The organism is Calidithermus chliarophilus DSM 9957 (assembly GCF_000430045.1).
In the GTDB taxonomy this organism is placed as follows: domain Bacteria; phylum Deinococcota; class Deinococci; order Deinococcales; family Thermaceae; genus Calidithermus; species Calidithermus chliarophilus.
On the sequence record NZ_KE387027.1, the window covers coordinates 279,766 to 300,919 of the forward strand.

Sequence of the window (21,154 nt, forward strand, 5' to 3'; positions counted from 1 at the left end):
AGGGGTGCGGGGCTGTGGGCCGGCGGGGCGGGCGGGGCGCTCAGGTTGAAGTAGGCGATCAGCCCGCCCAGGGCCGCCACCAGGAAGACCAGCCAGCCGGTGCGGCCGGAGGGGCGGGCCCGGGTGGCTCTGCGGGCGGGGCGGGGCGCGGGCTTGCGGGGCATCGGACCCATTGAACACCAAAAGCGTCCCGGTTGCATCCGGGCGGGGACAAAGCGCCGAGGCGGCTTTGGGTATGATGCCCTCACTATGGCTGACACCACCAAAGCTCTGATGGAGGAACTCCTGGCCGAGATGGAAGAGCGCCGCAAGGCGGTGGAGCTGGGCGGCGGCCCCGAACGCATCAAGAAGCAGCACGAGGGCGGCAAGATGACCGCCCGGGAACGCATCGACTACCTACTCGACGAGGGGAGCTTCGTCGAGCTCATGCCCTTCGCCGAGCACCTCGAGACCCCCCTCATGCAGGGCATCGACGCCCCCGCCGACGGCGTGATCACCGGCTACGGCAAGGTGGGCGGCCGCACCGTCTTTGTCTTCAGCCAGGACTTCACCGTGCTGGGCGGCTCGCTGGGCAAGACCCACGGGCAGAAGATCGCCCGCGCCATGGACATGGCGGCGAAGGTGGGCGCTCCCATCATCGGCCTCAACGACTCGGCCGGGGCCCGCATCCAGGAGGGCGTGGACTCGCTGTCGGGCTACGGGGAGGTGTTCTACCGCAACGCCGTCTACTCCGGGGTGGTGCCGCAGATCTCGGCCATCTTAGGGCCCTGCGCGGGCGGGGCGGTCTACAGCCCGGCCATGACCGACTTCATCCTCATGGGCAAGGGCACGAGCTACATGTTCATCACCGGGCCCGAGGTGATCAAGAGCGTGACCCGCGAGGAGGTCACCTTCGAGCAGCTCGGCGGCTCCGAGATCCACACCGCCAAAAGCGGCGTGGCCCACCTCGAGGCCGAGGGCGACGAGGGCGTGCTCGACCTCATCAAGCAACTGCTCTCCTACCTGCCCCAAAACGCCAAGGAGCGGCCCCCCGTGGTGCCCAACGGCGACCCCGTCGAGCGGCAGACGCCGGAGCTGCTCGAGCTCGTCAACCCCGACCCCAAGAAGCCCTACAACATGCACGAGGTCATCAAGACCCTGCTCGACAACGGGGAATTCCTCGAGATCCAGCCCGCCTACGCCAAGAACATGATCACCGGCTTCGGGCGGCTGGGCGGGCAGAGCGTGGGCATCGTCGCCAACAACCCGCGCTTCATGGCCGGCGCCCTCGACATCAACGCCTCCGACAAGGCCGCCCGTTTCATCCGCACCTGCGACTGCTTCAACGTGCCCATCCTCACCCTCGTCGACGTCACCGGCTTCCTGCCGGGCGTGGGCCAGGAGCACCAGGGCATCATCCGCCACGGCGCCAAGATGCTCTACGCCTACGCCGAGGCCACGGTCCCCAAGATTACGCTCATCACCCGCAAGTCCTACGGCGGGGCCTACCTGGCGATGAACTCCAAGGACATGGGCGCCGACGTGGTGCTGGCCTGGCCCACCGGCGCGGTCGCCGTGATGGGCGCCGAGGGCGCGGCCAACATCATCTACCGCAAGCAGATCCAGTCCTCCTCCGACCCCGCCGCCACCCGCGCCGCCAAGATCGCGGAGTACAAGAAGGCCTTCGACAACCCCTACGTCGCCGCCGGCCGCGGCTACATCGACGACGTGATCAACCCCGCCGACACCCGCCGCCTGCTGGCGCTGCACCTCGAGATGCTCGCCACCAAGCAGGAGGAGCGGCCCTACAAGAAGCACGGGAACATCCCGCTCTGAGGGTTCTCCTCGTCCGCGCCCCAGCCCATCCCGGAGAACGCTGCGGGAGGGAATTCTGGGCCTACAAAATCGTTGCTCCAGCCAGCTCGAGGGTCACCTTTCCGCCGGATGACCCCCGGTTTTCCTCATGAGCAGGGGCACTAGGCTCCCTTAACTCAGCGGGGCCTCAGCTACGGCTCTGATTGGCCTCAAGCCCTGTAAACATGCTATGGCCCAGAGGTAAGCGATGGAGACCTGGAGCGACAACCGCTGGATCGTTGTGGGACGCCGACTGACCCTGGGTTTGGGAACCGCCTTCATCGTCGCGAGCGTATTCATTGCCTCGATGGGCTGAGGCTTGCCTAAAAACCGACTTGGTCGCAGGCTGGGAAGGCATGAGCCTGGACCGCTTGCACGATGAACTGATCACGTGCCGCCGCTGCCCGCGCCTGGTGGAATGGCGCGAACGGGTAGGGCGGGAGAAGCGTGCGGCCTATCGCGAGTGGGAGTACTGGGCGCGGCCGGTGCCGGGGTTCGGGGACCCGCAGGCCCGCCTGCTCGTTTTCGGACTAGCTCCCGGAGCGCACGGCTCGAACCGCACCGGGCGGCCCTTCACCGGCGACGCCTCGGGCGACTTCCTCTACCCCGCGCTCTACCGGGCCGGCCTCGCCAACCAGCCCCTCTCCCGCCACCGGGGGGACGGCCTCGAACTGCACGGCGTCTACATCACCGCCTCGGTGCGCTGCGCCCCGCCCGACAACAAGCCCCTCCCCGAGGAGAGCCGCAACTGCTCGAGCTGGACCGACCTCGAGCTCCCCCTCCTCCCGCAAGTGCGGGTCTACCTCGCCCTCGGCAAGATCGCCCACGACGCGCTGCTGGCCTACCACGGCCTGCGCAAGGCCGCCTACCCCTTCGCCCACGGCAGCGAGCACGACCTCGGCGGCCGAGTACTCCTCAGCAGCTACCACGTCTCGCGCCAGAACACCAACACCGGCAAGCTCACCGCACCCATGTTCGACGCGGTGCTCGAGCGCGCCAAGGCACTGGCCGGGCTCAGCGGCAAGAAGGGATGAGCCGTCAGCGGTCAGCTATCAGCCGTCAGCAGGAGGCTTGTGACTCGTGGTTCACCCCACCCCGTCCCTCCCCGCTGGCGGGGAGGGGGTATCCCCCCCCAGCCCCCCTTGCTAAGGGGGGTGACAAGGCGCCCCGCGTCTTGCGTTTGGCGTCTTGCGTTTGGCGTTTGGCGTACGACGTACGACCCGCACCCGGCGTTTAGCTATCAGCTATCGGCTATCGGCTATCGGCTATCGGCGTTCGGCTACAAGCTATCACCCCATCACGGCGCCCGCACCAGCCACGCCGCAGGGTCGGTGGGAACCCCATGGACTCGCACCTCGAAGTGCAGGTGGGGGCCGGTGGAGAGCCCGGTCGAGCCCACGTAGCCGATGAGGTCGCCGGCCTCGACCCGTTGCCCGGGCTTGACGGCGATCCTCGAGAGGTGCCAGTAGCCGCTGCACACGCCCAGCCCGTGCTGGAGCACGACGGCGTTGCCGCGCACGAACAGGGCTTCGGCCAGGGCCACCACGCCGGGGGCCGGGGCGAAGACGGGGGTGCCGGTGGGGGCGCCGTAGTCGAGCCCCTCGTGGTAGCTGCGGTAGGGGCCGCCGTTGTAGCTGCGGCGGATGCCGAAGATGGTGGTGATGCGGTTGGAGTCGACGGGTTTTTTCCAGGTGCTCTGCCAGAGCTGTTCGGCCGGGCCGCTCTTGCACAGGTCGGTCAGGCGGGCGAGCTCGGCGGCGATCTTGTCGGGCTGCAGCAGCGCGGCGGTGTCGGGGGAGAGGGTGAGGGCCTGGCGGCCCTTCTCCACCGCGCGCACCGGCAGCCGGGCCGAGTAGCTCGAGCCCGCCGCGTCGAAGGCGATGGTGTAGGTGCCCTCCGGGTGGAGCCGCGGGACGGCGATCAGCAAGCTCTCGCCCCGCACCGCGTAGCGCTGGTTGAGGAAGCGCACCGTCACCCCCGCTCCGCTTCGCACCCGCAGCCGGAAGGTCTGGCCCTGGCTGACCTCGCGGGGCAGCTCGAGCGTCCCGAAGGGCGCGCTGAGCCGCTGGACCGCAGGGGCCGGGGGCTGCCCCTCGACCTTGAGCACCTGCCCCACCACGATCTTGGTCGGGTCCTCGAGCCCGTTGAGCACCTGCAAGGCCTCCACGGTGGTGCCGAAGCGCTTGGCGATGGAGTACAGCGTGTCGCCAGGCTGCACGGTATAGGTGCTCTGGGCCAGAACCAGCCCGAGCGCGAGTGTGAGAGCCATCCAGGAGCGCTTCATCGGGTCCATGCTATCGAAATCGCATGCCGGCTACTAGCGGTAAGGGATGAGTTTTAAGCGGTCAGCTATCAGCCGTCAGCGAAAGGCTCGTGGCGTGTAGTTCGTGGTTTACCCCACCCCGTTCCTCCCCGCGCGCGGGGAGGGTTTATCCCCCCAGCCCCCCTTGCTAAGGGGGGTCAACAAAGGGCGTCTCGCGTTTTGCGTTCGGCGTTCGACGTTCGGCGTATTGCGTACGCCGTACGCCCCGCGCCCCGCGTCCGGCTCCCGACCACCGACCCCACCCCTGGCACCCCGCCCTTCCCGCCCGTTAGATTGGGGCCAAAGGGGAGATCCTTATGATCCTGGTGTTGAACGGGCCGAACCTCAACATGCTGGGCACCCGCGAGCCCGAGGTGTACGGGCGCATGACGCTGGAGGAGCTCGAGGAGCTGTGCCAGAGCTGGGGGGCTGAGCTGGGGCTGGAGGTGGTGTGCCGCCAGTCGAACTTCGAGGGGCAGATCATCGAGTGGATCCAGCAGGCCCAGGGCGAGGGCTACGAGGCCATCGTGCTCAACCCGGGGGCGCTCACCCACTACTCCATCGCCGTGCTCGACGCCATCCGCGCCCAGAGCCTGCCGGTGGTGGAGGTGCACCTCTCCAACATCCACGCCCGCGAGGAGTACCGCCGCCACTCGGTCACGGCCAGCGCGGCCAAGGGGCTGGTGAGCGGCTTCGGGGCGCTTTCCTACAAGATGGCCCTGGCCTACCTGGCGGACGCCCTCGAGCCTTAAGCCTCGTTTCAGGCACCGGCCTTAGCCTCGTTGACAGACGAGGAGGGGAAGTATGCCTGTTCGATTCGGTTATCGCGAGGCGGCGCACCTGCTGCGCCGGGCTGCGGCCCGGGGGCGCAAGGAGGAGGCGCAGAAGCTGGTGGAGATGGGGCTCGAGGCCGCCGTGGACTCGCTGCTGCGCGACCCGGCGCCGGCCCCGGCCTACACCACCGCCTTCACCCGCAGCGAGCGCGGGCCGCAGCTCCAGGAGATCACCCGGCTGTGGCTCTCGCACTGGCTCACCACCCCCACCCCGGCCGCCGAGCGGCTGGCGCTGTTCTGGCAGGGTCACCTCACCTCCGAGTACCGCGAGACCCGGGCGGCGCAGGGCATCGACTTCTACAACCAGCTCGGCACCTTCCGCGCGCTGGGGTACGGCCCCTACGGCCAGTTGCTCCGGGCCGTCGCCAAAGACCCGGTGATGCTGCTCTACCTCAACAACGCCGAAAGCCGCAAGGAGCACCCCAACGAGAACTGGGCCCGCGAGCTGATGGAGCTCTACACCACCGGCCCCGGGCACTACAGCGAGCAGGACATCCAGGAGGCCGCCCGGGCCTTCACCGGCTGGACCGTGCGGCTGAAGGGCAACCAGCGGCCCCGCGAGGCGCCCGCCAGCGTGCCCTACGAGTTCGTCTTCCGCGCGCAGTGGCACGACCCCGGCCCCAAGACCTTCATGGGCCGCACGGTCCAGAGCGGCGACGAGGTGCTGGACGTCCTCATCGCCCACCCCGAGACCTACCGCTTCGTGGGGCGCAAGCTGCTGGCCTTCTACCTCACCCCCGAGCCCCCGCAGGCGCTGGTGGAGGAGGGGGCCAAGGTCTTCCGCGACGGCGGGGCCCGCGGGCTGCTGCGCTGGCTCTTCACCCGCGAGGAGTTCTACGCCCCGCAGCACCGCAACGCCATCGTCAAGAGCCCCGTCGAGTACGTGGTGGGCCTGCTCTACGCCGCCCGCCAGACCGACCCCGTTTTGGGCAAGAACGACGAGAAGGCCATGGGCCGCACCCTCACCACCTTCGCCGCCATGGGCCAAGTCCCCTTCGACCCGCCCAACGTCAAGGGCTGGGACGGGGGCATGAGCTGGCTGGCCGAGTCGCCCTTCCTGGCCCGGCTCAACCTGATCGGGGCGCTGGCCGGCAAGGAGAAGGGCATCGACCTCGAGGTCTTCATGGACGGCGCCAGCGGGCCGCTCTCGCTGGTCAAGCCCGAGGCCCAGTTGCTCTAGAGCGGAGGACGCGCATGGACCGACGTGACTTCATCAAGAAATCGCTGCTGACGCTGGCGCTGGGGCAGGGGGCCCCCTCCCTGCTCTCGCGCAGCGCCCTGGCGGCCCAGTCGAAGGACAAGATCCTGGTGGTGGTCAACCTCTTCGGCGGCAACGACCAGCTCAACACCCTGGTGCCCTACCGCAACGAGCTCTACTACCGCAAGCGGCCCAACATCGCCGTCAAGCGCGAGGAGGTGCTCGACCTTGGGGCGCGCGGCGAGCGGCTGGGCCTGCACCCCCAACTGCGCCCGCTGATGAGCCTGTGGGACGGCGGCGAGCTCGCCCTGCTGCCGCAGGTGGGCTACCCCAACCCCAACCGCAGCCACTTCATCGCCACCTCCATCTGGCACACCGCCGACCCCACCCGCAAGGAGGAGCACGGCTGGCTGGGCCGCTGGGGCGACCTGCAGGACGACCCCTTCTGCGACACCTTCCTGGGCGGGGCCTCGCCCCAGGCGTTGCAGGGCGATAAGCGCACGGCTCCGGCCATCTCGAGCATCGAGACCTTCAGCATCCGGCTGCCCAAGGCCTACGAGGAGGAGTTCGACCGCGAGCTCAAGCAGGCCCGCAGCGGCACCGTCGAGGAGGTGCGCCGGGCCATGCTGAGCCTGCGCGGGGCGCTCGACAAGATCGGGAAGCTGCGCGAGGTGAAGAACAAGGTGCAGTACCCCGACAACAGCTTCGGCAAGAGCATGGCCGACGTGGCCCGCATGATCGCGGGCGGGCTGGGCTCGTCGGTCTACTACACCACCCTGGGCGGCTGGGACACCCACGCGGGGCAGCCGCCCCGGCAGGCCGAGCTGCTGGGCTACTTAGCCCAAACCCTGGCCGCCTTCCGGCAGGACATGCGGGCCATCGGCCGCGACAAGGACGTGCTGGTGATGGTCTTCAGCGAGTTCGGCCGCCGGGTGGAGGAGAACGCCTCCTTCGGCACGGACCACGGCAAGGGCGGGCTGATGCTGGTGCTGGGTGGCGGGGTCAAGGGCGGCCTCTACGGCGGCGAGCCCGACCTCGAGGACCTCGACGACGGCGACCTCAAGTACCGCACCGACTTCCGCAACGTCTACGCCTCGGCCCTGAGCTGGATTCAGGCCGACGCCCGCACCGTGTTGATGGGGGACTTCAAGCCGTTGCCCTTGTTCTGACCCCGCTTAACTCTAGCGGTAGACTTATGACACCCCCAACAGGGGGTGTCGGTCTTTACGGCGCAACCGAGCATTCTATTACATGCTCTCATGCAAAATTTACCGCGCTTTAGCCGCATAAATAGCGGATTTGTAAGAGGTTGCCTCACGGCGATGGATTATTTCCAGGTAAAACGTTAGCTTAATGTTACGGCGAAACGCCATCTTTTCCCCCGAAAACCCGCCAATTTTTGGCTATTAATGTCGTCCTTGACGATAATTTCACGGCCAGACACATTTGCCTATGCTTCCGTGCGGGAAGTGGTGTAGGGTCGTAGGTGAGATGAGTAAGTCTCACCATGGCTTCACCCTTATCGAGGCGCTGATCATCGTAGGCGTCCTGGGGATCTTGCTGGCGATGGCTACGCTGGTGCTGCGCCCCGACCGGACGGCAGTGAACCAGGCGGCTCGAGGGCTGTCGGCCAACGTGACCCGGGCGCGGCTCGAGGCCATCAAGTCCAACACCTACGCCGGATTGAGCGTCAATACCTCGCAGAAATCCTATACGGTCTGGGTGGACACCGATGGCAACGGGCTCTTCACCTCGGGCACCGACCGGGTGGTCCAGCAGGTGACGCTGGGCCAGGGCGAGCTGGCCCGGGTCACCCTGGGCACGGGCACGACCCTGACAGGGATCGTGTTCGACTCGAGGGGCATCCCGCAGAACCAAGGAGGAGGGAACGTGGTGTTCACCGACCTCGGGAACAGCTATTCCAAGACCGTGATCGTCAATGCTCAGGGGAGGGCGAGGGTCCAATGAGAAAGCGCAGTGGCGTGACGGTTATCGAGCTGATGATCGCGCTGGCGATCATCGGCGTGGCCTTCGGGGCTTTGCTGATGACCCAGGTCAGCAATTTGCGGGCCAGCCAGAACGCGCGCTTGGCGAGCGACGTCAAGGCAGCGGCCAACCGGGTGCTCGAGCAGAAGATGGCCGAGGTGCTGGCGGTACAGATCGACGACACCAAGGCCACGCCCGCGGGCACCACCGACCAGATCACCAACGACAACTACGTCGACGCCAAGAACCCCGACGTGCTGATCTTCGAGAAGACCGGGGTCTGGCAGAGCTTCTGGTTCACCGACTACTACTGGAGCTGCCCGAGCGTGGTGAGCTCCCTCCCGTCTACGGTCCGCCCGTACACGACCAGCGGGAAGCTGCGAACCGTGGACTGCTCGGGCAGCCAGACCGACGGGCCCATCGTGACCGAGTGGCGCGTCACGGGCGACACCGGAGTCCTGGGCGAGGGGATCCTCGACGTCGTGGTGACGGCCCGGCACGAGAAGGGCATGACGGTGACGGTGGGGAACCGGGTGAGCTGCTACGACGTTTACCCCTCCCCCTCGAAGTCGGCGCCCACGCCCTGCCCCGCCCCTTACGACCCGGTGGCGGGCACCGGGGGAGGGAGGTAGGACCTCATGCGCAGGCACGCGTTTACCCTCATCGAAATGCTGGTCGCGATGGCCATCCTCGGCGTCGTGATGGGCGTGGTGTCCCAATACCTCGTGCGCCAGAACGAGCTCACCCGCCAGGCACAGGCCAAGAGCGAGGTGCAGGACAAGGTGCGCACGATCATGCAGCTCATCACTCAGGACCTGCAGCTCGCCGGGGCCAGCCAGTACGTCAGCGGCAACGGCGCTACCAGCAACCTGCTGTCGTGCCCGGGGACCGGGTGCCTGAGCGGGAGCTCGTCCGACGTCAAGGACTCCCTCGACCTCTCCTACGTCACCTCGCTGCGCACGGCCAGCGAGGCCTGCCGCCGGGTGAGCTACACCTTTTCCGGGAGCACCCTTCAGCGCGTGGAAACCACCTGCGGTTCCCCCCTGCCCACGCCCGTCGAGCTCGCGAGCAACATCCTCGCCGTGGACGTCCAGTACGTCTGCAGCAACGGCAACAAGCTGAACAATTACCCCGACACCACCAACTGCGACCCCAAATATGCCTATCCGCGCTCGGCGCGGGTGTCCGTGGTGGGGCGCTCGGACGCCCCTTACCCCAGCACCTCGTCCAGCACCTACAGGACCCTGACGGGTGAGGTCACCTGCCCCAGCGGCTTCGTCTGCTACGCCATGGAGCAAGAGGTCCTGTTGCCCAACTTCAAGAACCAATAAGCCGAAGGAGAAGCCATGAGACGTCAAGGGATTGCCCTGGTTGCGACGCTAGCGGTCATGGTCGTGGTGGGGGTGCTGGCGTTCGGCACCTTCTTCACCACCCAGATCGAGCAGTTCGTCACCCGCAACGACATCACCTCCACCCAGGCCAACTACGTGGCCCAGGCGGGGATTCAGAAATACAAGGCCGCCCTCTTCCAGAACTACCGCTGGGTCGAGAACAAGCTGACCATGGCGGAAGACCCTACCGGCTCGAGCGGCACCACCGGCTCGACGGCCTGTTTCAACGCGCTGGGCGCGGGGCTCGACCTCGACCGCGACGGCGTGCCCACCCCCTTCACCAACAACCGCATCACCCTCAGCCCCGAGGTCGTCAAGGACGCCAACGGCCGGACCATCGGCAGCTACACCATCACCCTCGTCCGCGACCCCGGCAACGCCCAGATCTTCACCCTCGAGTCCCGCGGCACCTCCGGCGGCGCGACGTCCACCATGCGCATGACCGTGCGCCTGACCAACACCGGCTTCCTCTCCAACGCCATCTTCGCCGGGCAGGGGCAGTCCAACAAGTTCATGAACGGCAACACCTCCATCCGCGGGGGCATCTACGTGGTGGGGACCAACCCCGAGACGCCGGTGATCATCTCCAACGGCAACTTCCAGATGCTCAACGACTACAACGTCCGCACCGGCGAGTACGACCAGGTGGTCCGCGACGCGATGGACGACGCCAACGAGAAGGTGGACGACCTCTGCGCGAGCCTGCGCGTGCAGTACGGGAAGGTGGACATCAGCGGCAGCTCGCAGGTGGGCATGCCGACCAACAAGCTCAAGGGCGTCTACGTGGGCCGGGGACCCCAGGACATCATCGGCACCCCCAACTCCTCCACCGGCTGCCCCGCGAGCCAGAAGTACCTCTGCACCGAGGACGGCCCCTCCGCCTTCGACATCCTCACCGACCCGCCCAAGTTCCCCACGCTCAACGCCCCCAACGCCGGCTGTGACCCGAACAACCCCACCCGGTCGTGGCGGCAGTGCATCAACGCCCAGGCCGAGACCTCGGGCAAGGGGTTGCACCTGAGGTACACCGCTTCGGGGCCGCAGTTGATCGGGCCGAGCGGCGTGACGCTCCCCCAAAGCTGCGTCGACGCCCTGAAGAACCAGGACATCCCCCTGGGCGTGGGCGACACCAAGAACAAGGGGGGTAGAAACGTCACCACCCTGAACAAGGTGGACTGCACCTACACCAACGCCAACGGGCAGAAAGGCGGCTTCCTCTTCGACGCCACCGGCGCCAAGCCGAAGCTCGAGGTCTACGGCACGGTGCACCTGGAAGGCTGGGACCTGCGGGTCTTCACCGAGGTGCAGTACGTGGCCCGGACCCACGTCGGCACCGGCAGCGACACCGTGCCCAACGCCTCGCTGGTCCTGACCAAGCTGGACCCCTCCGACACCGAAGGCGGCAACATCCGCATCGAGGGCAACTTCCTCCCCGACACCACCCGGGGCCTCTTCCCCCACCACGTGCTGGGCCTGGTGGCCGAGGCCAGCGTGTTCCAGCAGGGGCAGAACATCATGGCGCCCATCTACGCGGGCCAGACCTTCTACACCGGCGAGAAGCGCAAGCTCTTCGGCTCGGTGGTCTCCAACTACTTCTGCACCACCGACGCCGGGACCAACGGCAACGTGGCCGACTACGGCGGCTGCAACGCCGGCCAGGGCTCGGAGGTCATCTACGTCAACACCGGCCGCAACAAGCCCTTGATCATGCAGCAGCCCGAGGCCGCCCGCAAGCCTGTCTTCCAGGTGCTCTCCTACGAGCGCCGGTAGGAGGTGCCCGAAGCGCAGCCCCCCACCCGCGCGGGTGGGGGGATTGTGCTCGAGCCCTACTGCTTGCTCTGGATGAAGCTGATCGCGTCCTGAACGGTGCGGATCTTCTCGGCCTCCTCGTCGGAGATCACGAGCCCGAACTTGTCCTCCAGGCCCATGATGAGTTCGACGGTGTCGAGGCTGTCGGCGCCCAGGTCTTCGATGAAGCGGGCCTCGGGGGTGATTTTTTCGGCTTCCACGCCGAGTTTGTCGACGATGACTTCTTTGACGGACTCGAGGATATCCATGGTTCAAACCCTCCGAAGGGGGATTCTACCACACGGGCCCTTCAAGGCCGCTTGAGCCTGCGCAAACCCGCTGGGGTCGGGGTGAAGCCACAGCGACGGTAGAACGACTCGTGGCGCGGCTCGAAGTCGGCGTGCAGCCACTCGAGGCCCTGCTGCTGCGCGGTGATGGCGGCGATGTCCAGCAGGGCCTTGCCGATGCCCCGCCGCCGGTAGTCGGGGTGGACGGTGGCGTCGAGGACGAAGCCGTGGAGGCCCCCGTCCCAGGCCAGGTTCACGAAGCCCACCAGCCGCTCGCCGTGGTAGGCACAGACGTAGGCCAGGCTGCGGCTGAGCACGGGGCCGAAGTCCCTGGGCTGGTGGGCCTCCCAGGCGGCCTCAAACAGCTCGTTGAGGGCTTCGTCGCTCACTGCCGGGCTCACCCGGTAGGTGATGCTGGGGGACTGGGCGGCCTCGAGGTGATCTGCCGGGACCCACCCGGCCTCGCCGTGGGCGTTGACGCACCAGATCCAGCCCCCCACCTCCTCGACGCCCTCGACCACCTTGCCCTCCCGCACGCTGAGCTCGAGGGCGCTGTACGCCCGCACCGCCAGCCCCGTCGTGCCGTCCACCACCAGGAACTGCTCGTGGACCCAGCCCTCGAGGCCCGAGGGGTGGCGGCACCACACCCAGCCGGGGTACTCGTCGTCCCAGCGCAGCAGGGTGAGCGGGTCCCCGGCCTTGAAGCGGATGGGGTCTTCGTAGGCCCGCGCGTAGGCCCGGCGCACCCGGTAGGAGAGCACGCTCAGTGCGGGGTCATCCCGCCGTCGACGCAGAGGGTCTGGCCGTTGACGTAGGCCGCGTCGTCGGAGACCAGGAAGGCCACCGCCTTGGCCACCTCCTCCGGCTTGCCCAGGCGGCCTGCGGGGATCTGCTTGAGGTACTCGGCCACCACGCTCTCGGGCAGCTTGGCGGTCATGTCCGACTCGATGAAGCCCGGCGCGACGGCGTTGACGGTGATGCCGCGGGTGGCGTACTCCTTGGCCACGGACTTGGTGAAGCCGATCAGCCCGGCCTTGGCCGCGACGTAGTTGGCCTGCCCCGGGTTGCCCAGGATGCCCACCACGCTGCTGATGTTGACGATGCGGCCCCACTTCGCCCGCATCATGATCTTCACCGCTTCGCGCGTGGCGTGGAAGATGGCCGAGAGGTTGGTCTGGATCACCGCGTCCCAGTCCTCGTCCTTCATGCGGATGAGCAGGGTGTCGCGGGTGATCCCGGCGTTGTTGACCAGGACTTCCAGCCCGCCCAAGGCGGCGTTGGCCTCGCTGACGAGCTGGGCGGCGGCCTGCGGGCTGCTGAGGTCGGCCCCCAGGACCACGGCCTGGGGCGCGCCCTTCTCGCGGGCTTCGGCGGCCACGGCCTCGGCGGCCTCGCGGCTGGAGGCGTAGTGGATGGCGAGGGAATAGCCTCTGGAGGCCAGCTCCAGCGCGATGGCCTTGCCGATGCCGCGGGATGAACCGGTTACGAGTGCTTTACGCATGAAACCTCCTGCAAATAGCCGATAGCCGATAGCTTATAGCCCACAATCCGGTGGCCTCTTGCCATGGGCTACACGCTCTCGGCGATCTCCTGGGGGGTGGTCAGGCTCTTAGCCTCGACGCCCTCGAGCGTGCGCCCCACCAGGCCGGTGAGCACCCTGCCCGAGCCGAACTCGAGGAAGCGCGTGGCCCCTTGGGCCTTGAGGTGCTGCAGGATCTCGACCCAGCGCACCGAGTGGGTGATCTGCTCGAGGAGCAGCTCCCGGATCATGCCTGGGCGGTGTTCGGGCTGGGCCAGCACGTTGGAGAAGACCGGGAAGCGCGGCTCGCGCAGTTCGACCTGGAAAAGGTCGTGGTGCAGGCGGTCGCGGGCGGGGCGCATGAGCGAGGAGTGGAAGGGGGCCGAGACCGGCAGGGGGACCACCCGCGCCCGGTGCTCCTTGAGGCGCTCGGAGGCCTGGGCCACGCCCTCGGCGGTGCCGGAGATCACGGTCTGCTCGGGGGAGTTGTAGTTGGCGATCTCCACGCCCTCGATGCCTGCGGTGAGCTCCTGGATGGTCTGGGCGGGCATCTTGAGCACCGCGGCCATGGCCCCTTTGCCCACCGGGACGGCCTCTTGCATGTACTCCCCGCGCTTGCGCACCAGGCGCAGGCCGTCCTCGAGCGACAGCGTGCCCGCCGCGACGTGCGCGGTCCACTCGCCCAGGGAGTGCCCGGCGGCGAAGCTGGGGGGAGCCCCGCCGGCCTCGAGGTAGGCCTGGAAGGCCGCGTAGCCCACCGCCAGCAGGGCCGGCTGCTGGTTGGCGGTGAGCCTGAGCTCGTCCTCGGGGCCTTCCCACATCAGCTTCAGAAGGCCCGGCAGCGTGGCCTCGGCCCTCTCCAGCGCTTCACGTGCGGCTTCGGAGCCCTCGTAGAGGGCCTTGCCCATCCCGATTTCCTGTGATCCTTGCCCGGGGAATAGCGCTGCGATCATCGGTACCTCCGGTGTATGGCGGATCGCGTCCGTCAACCGCCCGGTGAGCGGCCCGACGCGATCCGATCAACGATGGCTCATTTCCAGCGTATGGCTTCTAGCCCCGATCCGGCTGCCACCAGGTCATCACGCTGGCGGCCCAGGTGAGCCCCGCGCCGAAGGTGACGAAGAGGATGTGGTCGCCGTCGTGGATCTGCCCGGCGTCCAGGGCTTCCTGCAGCGCGATGGGCATGGAGGCGGTGGAGGTGTTGCCGTAGCGGTCCACGTTCACCCACACCTGCTCCACCGGCAGGCCCAGCCGCTCCCGCGCCGACTCGATGATGCGGGCGTTGGCCTGGTGGGGGACGAAGAACTTGATCTCCTCGGGGGTGAGGCCTGCTTTCTGGATGGCCTCGAGCGAGGCCTCGTTCATCACCCGCACCGCGAACTTGAAGACCTCGCGCCCGTTCATGTAGACCGTCTTGGGCATGGGCAGGTCGCCGGGCAGCCGGGGGTTGAGGCAGCCCAGCGCCAGCTCCTTCGCGCCCGAGCCGTCGGCGCCGAGCACGAAGGACTTGAAGCCGTAGCCCTCGGGCACCTGCCCGATCACCGCGGCCCCCGCCCCGTCGCCGAAGAGCACGGCCGTGGAGCGGTCCTGCCAGTTGATGATCTTGGTCAGGGCCTCCGCCCCGATGGCCAGCACCTTCTTGCAGACCCCGCTGTGGACCATCCCGTAGGCCTGGGCCAGCGCATAGCCCCACCCGGGGCAGCCCGCCAGCAGGTCGTAGGCCCCGGCGTTGAGCTTGAAGTGGTCCTGCACCAAAGCCGCCGTGGCCGGGAAGAGCGCGTCCGGGGTATTGGTCGCCACGATCACCAGGTCCACGCCCTCGAGCGCCCCCTCCCCGTAGCGCGCGACGAGGTTCTCCACCGCCCGGATCGCCAGGTCGGAGGTGAACTCGTGCTCATCGGCGATGCGCCGCTCCTTGATGCCGGTGCGGCTGGTGATCCACTCGTCGGAGGTGTCGAGGAACTTCTCGAAGTCGTGGTTGGTCATCACCTTCGGGGGCGCATAGGTCCCCAAGGCCAAAATCCCGACGCTCACGCCACTCCTCCGCGCCGGGCCGGTTGCGTCATGCGATGTGCAGCCATACCCCGTAAGTTTACCGCTCGAGGCACCGTGCGGTCGTGAACCGCGTTCAATGAAAACGCGCGGGCGGTGGCCGTCAGCTTTCAGCCGTCAGCGGGAGGCTAATAGCTCGTAGCTCGTGGCCTGTGGCTTGTGGTGAAAGGAAGCCCTCCCCGCCCACGGGCAGGGGTATCCCCCCCAGCCCCCCTTGTTAAGGGGGGTGAAGAAAAGGCGTTTGGCGTCTTACGTTTGGCGTTTGGCGTACGACGTAGGACGTAAGACGCGCGTCCGGCGTTCAGCTATCGGCTATGGGCTATCAGCTATCGACCATCAGCCACCCAAAACGACAACCCCCTCCGCAACGGGAGGGGGCTCATAGGCAGCGCTGCCTCAGACTTCCAGCACCTTCCGCCCGGCGTAGTATCCGCAGTTGGTGCAGACGGTGTGCGGGGGGATGAGGGTCTTGCACTCGGGGCATTCGCCCAGGGTGGGGGCCTTGAGGGCAAAGTGGCTGCGGCGGGCATCGCGCCGGGCCTTGGAAGTCTTCTTCTTGGGTACAGGGTGCTTCGCCATTGCGAACCTCTTTCAGCTAGGGAGACGGGGGTCTCCAAACAAACCGCTCTCGAGTCTACTGTGCAAAAGCGATTTGGTCAACTTCGGGCGAATGCAGGAGACGGGCAGCCGTTTTCCGGTTGCCCGACGTCAGGCCAATAGGGGTTCCTGGCCTCAGGAGCCCGCGGTCAAAAGCCTTTCCCCACCAGGCCTCTAGCTATCGGCCATCGGCTATCGGCTATCGACGTTTCCTACTCGATCCCCTCGAGGTCGAGCTTCTTGAGCTGCTCGGCCAGCTTGCCCTCCTTGCCCTGCTGGCTGCGCTGGGGGCAGCAGTCCTGGGGGGCACGCTTGAGGTTGGCCCCGCAGAACTCGCACAAGCCCGGGCAGTCTTCCCGGCAGAGGGTGGTGTAGGGCAGCTCGAGGGCGAAGGCCTCCGAGAGGAAGGGGGCGAGCTCGAGGTCGGGCTTGCCGAAGAGGAAGATCTCCTCGTCGTCCTCCTCGACGGCCTCGAGGTGCTCGAGGCCCGGCTGGTAGCGCAGCATGTGCTGGAAGTGGGCGCGCACGGGGGTGGGGGTGGGGTCGAGGCAGCGGCGGCACTCCATCATGGCGTTGCCGGCGATCTCGCCCGACAGCCACAGCTCGTCGTCGCCCACCGAGGTCACGCTCACCTGCCACAGCGCCTTGTCCTGCAGGGGGATGGTGTCGTTGCCCAGTTCGATCTGGCCGCTGATCTCGCCCTTCGCCTCGGCGGTGCCGCCCTCGCGCAGCAGGCGGGCCAGGTTGATGCTCTGAATTTCACCGTAGTCCATTCAAACCACCCTAGCACCGGCCGGGGGCGGGGTCAAGGTGAAAAAGGTGACGATCCGGCGGCCTCGAGGCGCTTATGCAAAGCGTTATGCATAACGCATGAATCAAGATACAAACGGCGTTTTTGGCCTATAGCATGGAGGCATGAAACGCATAGGCGTACTCGGGATGCCGATGGACTTAGGGCAGGGGAGGCGCGGGGTGGACATGGGCCCCAGCGCCATCCGCTACGCCCGTCTGCAAGCGGTTTTAGAAGAGTTGGGCCACGAGGTGCAGGACTTCGGTGACGTGGACATTCCCATCGCCGAGAGCCTGCGTCACGAGCGCGAGAGCGGCGGCCTGAGCTACCTCGAGCCCATCCGCCGGGCCTGCGAGGACGCCATCCGGGGCTTCGCGGCCATGCCCGAGGACGCTTTCCCCGTCCTGCTCGGGGGCGACCACTCGGTGGCCATGGCCTCAGTGACGGCAGCGAGCCGCGGGCGGCGCGTCGGGGTGATCTGGGTGGACGCCCACGCCGACTTCAACACCCCCGAGACCTCCCCCAGCGGCAACATCCACGGGATGCCGCTGGCCCACCTGTGCGGGCTGGGCGACCCCCGCCTGGTCAACCTGGGCTGGGAGGGGGCCAAGGTGCGCCCGGAGGACGTGGTGCTCATCGGCATCCGCAGCCTCGACCCCGGCGAGGTACGCCTGCTGCGCGAGCGCGGCGTGACGGTCTACACCATGAAGGAGGTGGACACCCTGCGCGTCCCGGCCATCGCCCGGGCCGTGGCCGAGAAGTTCCGCGGCTTCGAGCGCGTCCACGTCTCCCTCGACGCCGACGTGCTCGACCCCGAGATCGCCCCCGGCGTGGGCACCCCGGTGCCCGGCGGCCTCACCTACCGCGAGGCCCACCTGCTGATGGAGCTCCTCTCCGACACCGGCCTCGTGACCAGCCTCGACCTCGTGGAGGTCAACCCCATCCTCGACATCGCCAACCGCACCGCCCGCATCATGGTCGAGCTCGCCAGCAGCCTGCTGGGGAAGAAGATTTACTGAGCAGCCCTCCTTGATACACTCGAGCTTGTGAGCACCACGGGCGACACCAAGACCAAAACCCACACCCGCACCCGTACCCCCGAGCAGTACAAGGTGCTGCTGCTCAACGACGACTACACCCCCATGGACTTCGTGGTAGACGTGCTGATGCGTTTTTTTCGCAAGAGCGAGCTCGAGGCCACCCGCATCATGCTGGCGGTGCACCAGCAGGGCGTGGGGGTGTGCGGGGTCTACCCCTTCGAGATCGCGGAGACCAAGGTGAACCAGGTGCTGGAGGCGGCCGCCGAGGAAGGCCATCCCCTGCAATGCATCATGGAACCGGAGTAGGGGAAAGGTGAACCTGTACCTAGGCAGCCGGGGGCAGGGCTGACATCCTGTAGCCTGGAAGCCACGGCTGGCTCCGTCGCTATGGTCACACCTGAACTGCAAAAATCCATCGAGCGGGCCCTCGAGTGCGCCTTCGACCGGGGGCACGAGTACGCGGGGCTCGAGCACCTCCTCCTCGCCCTCCTCGACGACGCCGACGCCAAGCGCGTGCTGCTGCGCTGCGAGGTGGACCTCGCCGCCCTGCGGGGGCAGCTCGAGACGGCCCTAGCCGAGATGGAGAACCTGCCCAACATTCAGCCCGTCCCCACCACCGCCTTCCAGCGGGTGCTGCACCGGGCGGTGGCCCAGATGCGCTCGGCCGGGCGCGACCAGGCCAACGGGGCCAACGTGCTCGTGAGCATGATGGACGAGCGCCAGTCGCGGGTCTACGGCATCCTCGAGGACCTGGGCCTCTCGCGCTATAAGCTCACCACCGCCATCTCGCGCGAGGTCTCGCCCAGCGGCGCCCAGCCCGAGCCCGAGGAGGGCCCCTTCCCCGAGGGCGAAGAGGGCGGCGTGGCGGGCGACCCCCTCGAGGCCTACTGCACCGACCTCACCGCCCGCGCCCGCGCCGGGGAGCTCGACCCCCTGGTGGGGCGCAGGGCCGAGCTCGAGCGCATCCTCACCGTGCTCTCGCGCCGCCAGAAGAACAACCCCATCCTGGTGGGCGACCCCGGCGTGGGCAAGACCGCGCTGGTGGAGGGCCTGGCCCAGCGCATCGTGGACGGCAGCGTGCCCGAGGGCCTGGCCGAGGCCGAGATCTTCGCCCTCGACCTGGGGGCCCTGCTGGCCGGGACCCGCTACCGCGGCGACTTCGAGGAGCGGCTCAAGGCGGTGGTCAGGGCGCTCCTGGCCCGCCCCAGGGCCATCCTCTTCATCGACGAGATCCACATGATCGTGGGGGCCGGCTCGACCACCGGCTCCACCGTGGACGCCTCCAACCTGCTCAAGCCCGCCCTCACCGGCAAGCTCAAGTGCATCGGGGCCACCACCTTCGCCGAGTACAAGTCCTTCGAGAAGGACCGCGCCATCGCCCGGCGCTTCCAGAAGATCGACGTGCTCGAGCCCACCCACGAGGAGGCGGTGCAGATCCTCGAGGGGCTCAAGCCCAAGCTCGAGGCCCACCACAAGCTCAGCTACACCCGCCAGGCCCTCGAGCGCGCCGTCGAACTCGCCGCGCGCCACTTAGGCGACCGCCGCCTGCCCGACAGCGCCCTCGACGTGCTCGACGAGGCCGGGGCCGGCGAGGCGCTCAAGCCCGCCGGCAAGCGCAAGAACCGCATCGGGGTGGCCGAGGTGGAGGCCACCGTGGCCCGCATCGCCCGCATCCCCCCCAAGTCGGTCTCGCGCGACGACCAGATGGTGCTGCAGAGCCTCGAGGCCGAGCTCTCCGCCGAGATCTACGGCCAGGCCCAGGCCGTGAAGGAGGTCGCCAGCGCCATCAAGATGGCCCGCGCTGGCCTGCGCGACCCGCAGAAGCCCATCGGGGCCTACCTCTTCGCCGGGCCGACCGGCGTGGGCAAGACCGAGCTCTCCCGCCAGCTCGCCGCCAAGCTCGGCGTGCCGCTGATCCGCTTCGACATGTCGGAGTACATGGAGAAGCACACCGTCTCGAGGCTCATCGGCGCCCCGCCCGGCTACGTGGGCTTCGAGCAGGGCGGCCTGCTCACCGACGCGGTGCTGCAAAACCCCCACTGCGTGCTGCTGCTGGACGAGATCGAGAAGGCCCACCCCGACCTCTTCGCCATCCTCTTGCAGGTGATGGACTACGGCAAGCTCACCGACCACAACGGCAAGACCGTGGACTTCCGCAGCGCCGTGCTCATCATGACCACCAACGCCGGGGCCGCCGAGGCCAGCGAGACCCGCATCGGCTTTTTCCGCGAGTCCAAGGCCGAGGCCGCCGACGAGGCCATAAGGCGGCTGTTCACCCCCGAGTTCCGCAACCGCCTCGACGCCGTGGTGCACTTCGCCCCGCTGAGCCCGGAGGTCATGGGCCAGATCGTGGACAAGAACCTGAAGGCGCTCGAGGCCCAGCTCAGGGAGCGCAAAGTGAGCGTGAGCGTCACCCCCGAGGCCCGGCAGTGGCTCGCCGAGAAGGGCTACGACCCCGCGATGGGCGCCCGCCCGCTGGCCCGCCTGATCCAGGAGCGCATCAAGAAGCCCCTGGCCGACCTGCTCCTGTTCGGACCACTCAAGAACGGCGGGAACCTGAGGATTGGGGTGAAGGACGAGGAGCTCGAGCTTTCCCCCTGACCGGAGCGCTTTCCGAGGGCGACCCTACTCGAGGCGGTCGCCCCCGCGCACGTAGGCCCCGTCCCGGAACACCGGGACACACTCGCTGACGTCGAGGGCCGAGGCCAGCGCCACGTCTTCCTCGAACCCACGCTCGAGCAACTCCTTGCCCGAGCTGCACGAGCGCAACCGCTCCGCCAGGTCGCCCTGCAAAGCTTCGAAGGCGGCAGCGGCGGCCTGGGCTTCCGGGGAGCGGTGGCCCTCCAGGTGGCGGATGATGGCCCCCGCGCCCAGCCAGTCCTCGAGCGCGGGCCGCAGGCTCCGGTCCTGCCAGCGCTCGCCCGCGGGGATGACGGCGATGCGACGCCCGTAGCGCCGGGCCGCGTCGGCCACCGCCCGGGCGTTGCGGAGGCACCCGGCCAGGGTGGGGACTGCGCCCGTGCCCAGGGTGAGGGTCGCGCCGTTGGGGGAGGGCAGGACGAGGCGGGTGGTAGGGGGGATCTCCAGCAGCGACCGCGGTGAGAGCGAGTAGCCACGGCCCCCACTACGGGCCTCGGCCACGACGGCCCCCACGGACGCGGCGAAGCCGGCGGCGGAGGCATCCTTCCAGGGGTAGGGGAACACCACCGCGCCGCGGCCAGTGGCGATGTCCACGCAGGTCGAGAAGGACAGCACGTCCACGATGACCACTACGTCGCTGAGGGGGGCCAGTTGCGCGACCCCCTGTTCGCCCCACTCACAGCGCACCTCGAACTCGGACTGGTCGTAGGTCATGCCCCGGGCCCCTTATACCGGATTCAAAAAGATGATCACCCGATCCAAAGACCCCCGGAGGCCATCTTTTCGGATTCCAGAGCACACCCCTCCCTGACGGCCGGCGAAGCAAGCGTATCCCTCCCGAGGGGCGGCACCGCCCTCCGCCACGCGGATAACTTCGGTCGGGTTAGTTCGTCACCGA

The 21,154-nt window shown here is 67.9% G+C and carries 21 protein-coding genes; 12 read left to right on the plus strand and 9 right to left on the minus strand.

The genetic code is table 11. The annotated features are described in order from the left end of the window. Positions 1–249: 249 nt before the first annotated feature. Together MEICH_RS0118385 and MEICH_RS0118395 are read left to right on the plus strand one after the other, a co-directional pair. Positions 250–1,815: an acyl-CoA carboxylase subunit beta gene (locus MEICH_RS0118385; protein ID WP_027893802.1), complete on the plus strand. Its 1,566-nt coding sequence runs from the start codon at positions 250–252 to the stop codon at positions 1,813–1,815. Between the two features lie 374 nt (positions 1,816–2,189). Further along, the gene (locus MEICH_RS0118395) at positions 2,190–2,867 is read left to right on the plus strand and encodes a uracil-DNA glycosylase (RefSeq protein WP_027893803.1); all 678 of its coding nucleotides are present in this window, start codon (positions 2,190–2,192) and stop codon (positions 2,865–2,867) included. Positions 2,868–3,130: 263 nt separating this feature from the next. On the opposite strand, the gene MEICH_RS0118400 is transcribed toward MEICH_RS0118395, so the two are convergent. Further along, the gene (locus MEICH_RS0118400) at positions 3,131–4,117 is read right to left on the minus strand and encodes a LysM peptidoglycan-binding domain-containing M23 family metallopeptidase (RefSeq protein ID WP_051304339.1); all 987 of its coding nucleotides are present in this window, start codon (positions 4,115–4,117) and stop codon (positions 3,131–3,133) included. A 335-nt stretch (positions 4,118–4,452) separates the two neighbouring features. On the opposite strand from MEICH_RS0118400, the gene aroQ reads away from it, so the two are divergent. The 7 genes from aroQ (at position 4,453) to MEICH_RS0118435 (ending at position 11,313) form a co-directional block, all read left to right on the plus strand. Further along, the gene (gene aroQ / locus MEICH_RS0118405; RefSeq protein WP_027893805.1) at positions 4,453–4,887 is read left to right on the plus strand and encodes a type II 3-dehydroquinate dehydratase; all 435 of its coding nucleotides are present in this window, start codon (positions 4,453–4,455) and stop codon (positions 4,885–4,887) included. Between the two features lie 52 nt (positions 4,888–4,939). Further along, the gene (locus tag MEICH_RS0118410) at positions 4,940–6,148 is read left to right on the plus strand and encodes a DUF1800 domain-containing protein (RefSeq protein WP_027893806.1); all 1,209 of its coding nucleotides are present in this window, start codon (positions 4,940–4,942) and stop codon (positions 6,146–6,148) included. 14 nt (positions 6,149–6,162) lie between these two features. Further along, a complete protein-coding gene (locus tag MEICH_RS0118415; RefSeq protein WP_027893807.1) occupies positions 6,163–7,335 on the plus strand; it encodes a DUF1501 domain-containing protein in 1,173 nt (390 codons plus the stop codon). A 322-nt stretch (positions 7,336–7,657) separates the two neighbouring features. Continuing rightward, positions 7,658–8,134: a GspH/FimT family pseudopilin gene (locus MEICH_RS0118420; protein WP_036219697.1), complete on the plus strand. Its 477-nt coding sequence runs from the start codon at positions 7,658–7,660 to the stop codon at positions 8,132–8,134. After that, the gene (locus MEICH_RS26005) at positions 8,131–8,784 is read left to right on the plus strand and encodes a type II secretion system protein (RefSeq protein WP_084542420.1); all 654 of its coding nucleotides are present in this window, start codon (positions 8,131–8,133) and stop codon (positions 8,782–8,784) included. Before MEICH_RS0118420 ends, MEICH_RS26005 begins: the two co-directional genes overlap by 4 nt. 6 nt (positions 8,785–8,790) lie before the next feature. Next, on the plus strand, positions 8,791–9,483 hold the full coding sequence (locus MEICH_RS0118430) for a PilW family protein (RefSeq protein WP_027893809.1): 693 nt from the start codon (positions 8,791–8,793) through the stop codon (positions 9,481–9,483). 15 nt (positions 9,484–9,498) lie between these two features. Next, positions 9,499–11,313, plus strand: coding sequence for a pilus assembly PilX N-terminal domain-containing protein (locus MEICH_RS0118435; protein WP_027893810.1), 1,815 nt, complete (start codon positions 9,499–9,501; stop codon positions 11,311–11,313). A gap of 56 nt (positions 11,314–11,369) precedes the next feature. Here the strand turns inward: MEICH_RS0118435 and acpP are convergent, their stop codons facing one another. The 7 genes from acpP to MEICH_RS0118470 form a co-directional block, all read right to left on the minus strand. Beyond that, positions 11,370–11,600, minus strand: a complete 231-nt coding sequence (acpP, locus tag MEICH_RS0118440) for an acyl carrier protein (protein WP_027893811.1) — start codon at positions 11,598–11,600, stop codon at positions 11,370–11,372. 41 nt (positions 11,601–11,641) lie between these two features. Continuing rightward, the gene (locus tag MEICH_RS28930; RefSeq protein WP_169730707.1) at positions 11,642–12,379 is read right to left on the minus strand and encodes a GNAT family N-acetyltransferase; all 738 of its coding nucleotides are present in this window, start codon (positions 12,377–12,379) and stop codon (positions 11,642–11,644) included. Between the two features lie 2 nt (positions 12,380–12,381). Beyond that, positions 12,382–13,119 (minus strand): 3-oxoacyl-[acyl-carrier-protein] reductase, encoded by a 738-nt coding sequence (gene fabG / locus MEICH_RS0118450; RefSeq protein ID WP_027893813.1) that lies wholly within the window; start codon positions 13,117–13,119, stop codon positions 12,382–12,384. A 68-nt stretch (positions 13,120–13,187) separates the two neighbouring features. Continuing rightward, positions 13,188–14,090 (minus strand): ACP S-malonyltransferase, encoded by a 903-nt coding sequence (fabD, locus tag MEICH_RS0118455; RefSeq protein WP_027893814.1) that lies wholly within the window; start codon positions 14,088–14,090, stop codon positions 13,188–13,190. Positions 14,091–14,187: 97 nt separating this feature from the next. Next, on the minus strand, positions 14,188–15,171 hold the full coding sequence (locus MEICH_RS0118460) for a beta-ketoacyl-ACP synthase III (RefSeq protein ID WP_027893815.1): 984 nt from the start codon (positions 15,169–15,171) through the stop codon (positions 14,188–14,190). 414 nt (positions 15,172–15,585) lie between these two features. Continuing rightward, positions 15,586–15,768, minus strand: coding sequence for a 50S ribosomal protein L32 (rpmF, locus tag MEICH_RS0118465; protein ID WP_027893816.1), 183 nt, complete (start codon positions 15,766–15,768; stop codon positions 15,586–15,588). 230 nt (positions 15,769–15,998) lie between these two features. Further along, positions 15,999–16,559 carry a YceD family protein gene (locus tag MEICH_RS0118470; RefSeq protein WP_027893817.1) on the minus strand — a complete coding sequence of 187 codons (561 nt, stop codon included), beginning with the start codon at positions 16,557–16,559 and terminating at the stop codon, positions 15,999–16,001. A 142-nt stretch (positions 16,560–16,701) separates the two neighbouring features. Here MEICH_RS0118470 and rocF point away from each other — a divergent pair, with 142 nt between their 5' ends. The 3 genes from rocF (at position 16,702) to MEICH_RS0118485 (ending at position 20,217) form a co-directional block, all read left to right on the plus strand. Next, on the plus strand, positions 16,702–17,595 hold the full coding sequence (gene rocF / locus MEICH_RS0118475) for an arginase (protein WP_027893818.1): 894 nt from the start codon (positions 16,702–16,704) through the stop codon (positions 17,593–17,595). Positions 17,596–17,622: 27 nt separating this feature from the next. Then, a complete protein-coding gene (clpS, locus tag MEICH_RS26010) occupies positions 17,623–17,922 on the plus strand; it encodes an ATP-dependent Clp protease adapter ClpS (protein ID WP_036219700.1) in 300 nt (99 codons plus the stop codon). An 81-nt stretch (positions 17,923–18,003) separates the two neighbouring features. Beyond that, complete coding sequence (locus tag MEICH_RS0118485) at positions 18,004–20,217, plus strand: AAA family ATPase (protein ID WP_027893819.1); 2,214 nt, start codon at positions 18,004–18,006, stop codon at positions 20,215–20,217. Positions 20,218–20,241: 24 nt separating this feature from the next. Here the strand turns inward: MEICH_RS0118485 and MEICH_RS0118490 are convergent, their stop codons facing one another. Continuing rightward, positions 20,242–20,970, minus strand: a complete 729-nt coding sequence (locus tag MEICH_RS0118490; protein WP_027893820.1) for a 2-phosphosulfolactate phosphatase — start codon at positions 20,968–20,970, stop codon at positions 20,242–20,244. Between the last annotated feature and the right edge of the window lie 184 nt (positions 20,971–21,154).

What these genes read in the sequence shown, in the direction of transcription:
- MEICH_RS0118385 (WP_027893802.1), top strand. Translation starts at nt 250, where the DNA reads ATGGCTGACACCACCAAAGCTCTGATGGAGGAACTCCTGGCCGAGATG.
- MEICH_RS0118395 (WP_027893803.1), top strand. Translation starts at nt 2,190, where the DNA reads ATGAGCCTGGACCGCTTGCACGATGAACTGATCACGTGCCGCCGCTGC.
- MEICH_RS0118400 (WP_051304339.1), bottom strand. Translation starts at nt 4,117, where the DNA reads ATGAAGCGCTCCTGGATGGCTCTCACACTCGCGCTCGGGCTGGTTCTG.
- aroQ (WP_027893805.1), top strand. Translation starts at nt 4,453, where the DNA reads ATGATCCTGGTGTTGAACGGGCCGAACCTCAACATGCTGGGCACCCGC.
- MEICH_RS0118410 (WP_027893806.1), top strand. Translation starts at nt 4,940, where the DNA reads ATGCCTGTTCGATTCGGTTATCGCGAGGCGGCGCACCTGCTGCGCCGG.
- MEICH_RS0118415 (WP_027893807.1), top strand. Translation starts at nt 6,163, where the DNA reads ATGGACCGACGTGACTTCATCAAGAAATCGCTGCTGACGCTGGCGCTG.
- MEICH_RS0118420 (WP_036219697.1), top strand. Translation starts at nt 7,658, where the DNA reads ATGAGTAAGTCTCACCATGGCTTCACCCTTATCGAGGCGCTGATCATC.
- MEICH_RS26005 (WP_084542420.1), top strand. Translation starts at nt 8,131, where the DNA reads ATGAGAAAGCGCAGTGGCGTGACGGTTATCGAGCTGATGATCGCGCTG.
- MEICH_RS0118430 (WP_027893809.1), top strand. Translation starts at nt 8,791, where the DNA reads ATGCGCAGGCACGCGTTTACCCTCATCGAAATGCTGGTCGCGATGGCC.
- MEICH_RS0118435 (WP_027893810.1), top strand. Translation starts at nt 9,499, where the DNA reads ATGAGACGTCAAGGGATTGCCCTGGTTGCGACGCTAGCGGTCATGGTC.
- acpP (WP_027893811.1), bottom strand. Translation starts at nt 11,600, where the DNA reads ATGGATATCCTCGAGTCCGTCAAAGAAGTCATCGTCGACAAACTCGGC.
- fabG (WP_027893813.1), bottom strand. Translation starts at nt 13,119, where the DNA reads ATGCGTAAAGCACTCGTAACCGGTTCATCCCGCGGCATCGGCAAGGCC.
- fabD (WP_027893814.1), bottom strand. Translation starts at nt 14,090, where the DNA reads ATGATCGCAGCGCTATTCCCCGGGCAAGGATCACAGGAAATCGGGATG.
- rpmF (WP_027893816.1), bottom strand. Translation starts at nt 15,768, where the DNA reads ATGGCGAAGCACCCTGTACCCAAGAAGAAGACTTCCAAGGCCCGGCGC.
- MEICH_RS0118470 (WP_027893817.1), bottom strand. Translation starts at nt 16,559, where the DNA reads ATGGACTACGGTGAAATTCAGAGCATCAACCTGGCCCGCCTGCTGCGC.
- rocF (WP_027893818.1), top strand. Translation starts at nt 16,702, where the DNA reads ATGAAACGCATAGGCGTACTCGGGATGCCGATGGACTTAGGGCAGGGG.
- MEICH_RS0118485 (WP_027893819.1), top strand. Translation starts at nt 18,004, where the DNA reads ATGGTCACACCTGAACTGCAAAAATCCATCGAGCGGGCCCTCGAGTGC.
- MEICH_RS0118490 (WP_027893820.1), bottom strand. Translation starts at nt 20,970, where the DNA reads ATGACCTACGACCAGTCCGAGTTCGAGGTGCGCTGTGAGTGGGGCGAA.